This is a genomic window from Halalkalibacter kiskunsagensis (assembly GCF_037027555.1).
Classification (GTDB): Bacteria; Bacillota; Bacilli; order Bacillales; family Bacillaceae_D; genus Halalkalibacter; species Halalkalibacter kiskunsagensis.
Genome location: NZ_JAXBLX010000091.1, coordinates 1 through 4,110 on the forward strand (window position 1 = coordinate 1; position 4,110 = coordinate 4,110).

The 4,110-nt window shown below is 35.7% G+C and carries 5 protein-coding genes; 1 reads left to right on the top strand and 4 read right to left on the bottom strand.

What is annotated here, in order from left to right; genetic code table 11:
• Nucleotides 1-325: 325 nt before the first annotated feature.
• The 3 genes from SLH51_RS24280 to SLH51_RS24290 all read right to left on the bottom strand — a co-directional run bounded on the left by SLH51_RS24280 (nucleotide 326) and on the right by SLH51_RS24290 (nucleotide 2,717).
• Nucleotides 326-667, bottom strand: coding sequence for a hypothetical protein (locus SLH51_RS24280; protein ID WP_335964165.1), 342 nt, complete (start codon nucleotides 665-667; stop codon nucleotides 326-328).
• A 162-nt stretch (nucleotides 668-829) separates the two neighbouring features.
• Entirely contained in the window at nucleotides 830-1,129 is a 300-nt protein-coding gene (locus tag SLH51_RS24285) for a hypothetical protein (RefSeq protein WP_335964166.1), read from the bottom strand.
• 70 nt (nucleotides 1,130-1,199) lie between these two features.
• A complete protein-coding gene (locus tag SLH51_RS24290) occupies nucleotides 1,200-2,717 on the bottom strand; it encodes a carboxypeptidase M32 (RefSeq protein ID WP_335964167.1) in 1,518 nt (505 codons plus the stop codon).
• A 149-nt stretch (nucleotides 2,718-2,866) separates the two neighbouring features.
• Between SLH51_RS24290 and SLH51_RS24295 the strand changes: the two genes are divergently transcribed.
• Nucleotides 2,867-3,178, top strand: coding sequence for an iron-sulfur cluster biosynthesis family protein (locus SLH51_RS24295; protein ID WP_335964168.1), 312 nt, complete (start codon nucleotides 2,867-2,869; stop codon nucleotides 3,176-3,178).
• 48 nt (nucleotides 3,179-3,226) lie between these two features.
• Here SLH51_RS24295 and SLH51_RS24300 read toward each other — a convergent pair whose 3' ends face one another.
• Entirely contained in the window at nucleotides 3,227-3,493 is a 267-nt protein-coding gene (locus SLH51_RS24300; protein WP_335964169.1) for a DUF2564 family protein, read from the bottom strand.
• Nucleotides 3,494-4,110 lie beyond the last annotated feature (617 nt).

Below are 4,110 nucleotides of genomic sequence, written 5' to 3' on the forward strand. Positions count from 1 at the left end.
AATCAACTTTAAAAAACGTCATAACCAAAATTGGGTTCTTCTATGGTTCGCTAAGTAAGCTTTATGAAATTGATTCAAGTAATATAATCTTATTAAACTAACACAAGTCTTTGGATGAATGAAAGCACCTTGATCACAAAGATTAGTTTCAGACAAAAAAAGTGAATCATCCCCATACTAATGAGGGTACGATTCACTTTCTTCTATATAAAGAGGCATTATTTCACCTCTTCCAACATATGTGAATGCAGTTATAATTGCTAAAAAAGACATGATTAGCAATACTGAAAAAAACCTTTTCATGATTTGCTTGCTCCTTTTAGTTTCATAATACATTTTTTCGTTGAATATAATTTGCTGTGCCGAGTGCCGGGTACGTCTTAATGATTTCGTGTTCTACAATCCACACTACAACATTATCTCCTTCTCTTATATCTTTTACTACAAGAAGCTTTCCCTTTTCATCAACCATGTCTGCCTCTGTTATATCTACATATACTTCCCCATTTATAAACAACCATTGGTCTTCAACACGGTATACCTCACCCGTAATATCTGGGGGATAAAGCGGCAGTTGCCGTTCATCTTTCTTCATTTTAATTTGAGGTAAAAATGAAAGGGTAATAAATGATAACCATGATCGCACCTTAGTTGAAGTTAACATCATTTTCCACCTTCTTCCGTTTTGTAATGATAAAACGATATAATTCTACAAATCGTTTCAATATTTAAGCAAGAAATCGGTACCATACTATTAGGTTTATATAAGTACGAGGGTCTATAGTATCTACACTCACACAAAAAAGAAGACCATTGCTGGTCTTCATAATTAATGTATGGATATATCAGCTAAATCAAACTCGTTCTCTTTCAGATACCGTTCAACAAGCTTGGCTTCTTCCTCACTAAGTCCTTGTAGGTCTGTATCACAGACAAGTGCAGGGCCGTACAATGCTTTTACTTCATTGTTTTTTACTTGTATTCCTTCTTGATGACAAACAAATCCATACTTCTTACCACCCAATCGACAACTTAGTATTTGCGCTTCTCCATGAAAATAGGATTGTACATCCTCGTCAATAGCAGCAATGAAACATTGGTCTTTAGGGTGCTTTTCAACAATAAGCATTAGTTTCACTCCAACTTTAATAATACATTTAGTATTATCTAAATATATCCAGTTTAATCAATACTTATGATTAAAATTTGTATAAGCGTCGATATTTTTCATCTAAATATCGTACTAGTGGCTTTGAATCAATGCCTCCACCTGTTATATCCTTAATAATTTCTGCTGGTTTCTTCATTTTCCCATGTTGGTGGACTTTCTTTGTTAACCATTGGCGGATTGAACCATATTCCCCTTCACGAACTAATTGATCAAAGTTAGGCAAATCTTTTAGCATTGCTTCTTTGATTTGAGCAGAATAAATATATCCTAATGCATACGATGGAAAATATCCGAATGCCCCAAAGGACCAGTGAACGTCTTGAAGGACCCCTTCTCCATCATGTTGCGGCCTGATGCCTACATACTCTTCCATTTTTTCATTCCATATTTCTGGTAACTCGTCTACAGTTATTCTATCTTCCATGAGTGCTTTTTCAAGCTCATAGCGTAAAATAATATGTAAACAATAAGTTAATTCATCACTTTCAATACGTATAAGCGATTGTTTTGCTTGATTAACTGCAAAGTAAAAGTTGTCAAGAGAAACATGGTCAAATTGTCCTGTAGCATGTTTCTTCAATAGATCATAGTTTCGTTCCCAAAACCCGTAGTTCTTCCCGACAAACTTTTCCCAAAAAAGAGATTGTGATTCGTGAATACCCATTGATGTCCCTGAAGCAAGTGGTGTGCCAATTAAATCTTGAGCTATGTTTTGCTCATATAGTGCATGTCCACCTTCATGAATCGTTCCAAAAAGAGCGACTCGAAAGTCATTTTCATTGTATTTTGTCGTAACACGAACATCATTTGGATTAATTCCAATTGCAAATGGATGTACGGTTTCATCTAATCTACCGGCTTCAAAGTCATAACCAATTTCTTTTAATATATCAATACTTAATGCTTGTTGGTTCGCGCGGGGAAATTTTTCATAGAGAAAATCCGTCTTAGGCTGATGAGGTGATTCAGTGACTCCTTTAACAAGAGGAATTAATTGATCACGAAGCTCACCAAACACTTTATCAATTGTGTCAACAAAAACACCTGGCTCATAATCATCAAGAAGCGTATTATATGGGTGATGATCATATCCCCAATACCTAACAAAGCGCTTCTTAAATTCAACTAATTTCTTTAAATTCGGTTTAAATAATTCAAAGTCCGCTTTATTTTTTGCTTCTTCCCATAGAGATTCAGATTGTGATTGTAGCATCACATATTCCTTATGCTCTTCTTTTGGAATTTTCACGTTGCGTTCAAAATTTTTATAACATTCATCTACAGTTTTACGAGTAATATCAGTGAGCTTAGCATATACAGCTTCTTCCCGTAGCTTATTTAAGAAATCGCCCATCTGAGCAGAAGTGGAAAGAGAGAAAACCTCTGATGATAATGTTCCAATTACTTCTGAACGTTGATTAACTCCTTTTTTAGGTGCACCCGTTCTAGAATCCCAAGCTAGTAAAGCTAGCGCTTGACCATAATCTTCAATTTTTTTTACATATTGCCTAAAATCAGTCTCAAGCTTTTGCACTCGATCTGTCATGTCCATCATCACCTTTTTTCCTTAAATAATAATTAATTCCAATCTCTATCTTTCGACATCCGAATCGTTTTTCCTGCTTTTACTTTTGGTCTATAGATAAATCTCAATTGCTGTGCTATTGTTATTTTGAAAGCAAAGGAGGTCATTAAATGAACATCACCATTACTGATTCGGCAGGAGATTTATATAAAAAGGAAATGTCCCTTAGTGAAGGAGATTCACTTAGGCTCTATGTACGTGTTGGCGGAGTGGGGTCTGGAGGATTCTCGGTAGGTTTGATGCAAGATGAACCAACTCCTACATCTTATAAGATAGACAAGCAAGGAGTAACTTTTTTTGTAAATGAAGATGACTTTTGGTATTTAGATGGGATGACCATTGACTACAATGAAGACCTAGGTTATCTTGATTTTTCTAATCCAACATTCGATCAAATTGACCACCCAAATCAAAATAAGTAAGTAAATATAGAAGAAGGCGTCCAAATATAGGAACGCCTCCTTCTTTGTTTATTTTTTTGCCTCTTTTAATTGATGGTCCGCCTTCTCTAAAAGTTCATTAGACATCTCAAAAAAAGCTTGATCGACACCCGTTTGGTGAGACATCGCTTTATGAAGTTGTTGCTTAGCATCTTGTAGTGCATTTGTTGCAGCTGCAAGCTGTTCTTCATCCATGCTTCTTGTCGCTTTCCCTACCATATGCTCAGCTGATAATACCGACATTTCAACTTGCTTAATATCGTTAAAGCCTGATTGGTTAGACCCCTCGTTTGGCATCTTGGCTCCTCCTTAAATCAAAATGACAATTCAACATAAAGCTTGTCCAACTCCCCCTAAAAACATACAACAACTTATGCAACTCGGTTACAAAAAAAATTGAATTTGTAGGGATGAAATTTTCAGGCCTGGATATCATAATAACCGAGGAGCAGTTAAATTGCTTCTTGAGTCATCCACTTTAATCAAGTATTTTCACGAATCCAAAACGATGATGTTGACGATTGATCAACTCTTTATGAGGTGATTGCGTTGTACAGTGTCCAGAATTTTCTAGAGTGTTATTCGTAACATTTATGAAATGAGGGGTGTCTGTGAAAGACAATAATCGTTTCGGCCGCAGAAGAATTACGTTATAGGAAAAGCTTGAAGTTGACGATTTTATCTCTATGAGGTGATTGCATTGTACAGTATCCAGAAATTTCAAGAGTGTTATTCGTAACATTATGAAATGAGGGGTGTCTGTGAAAGACAATAATCGTTTCGACCGCAGAGTGTAATCTACATCGTAATGCTTAAACGATTTTAGTAACTCATTTATGAGGTGGTTGCGTTGAACAGTGTCCAGAATTTTCAAGAGTGTTATTTATAACATTTATGAAATGAGGGGTGTCTGT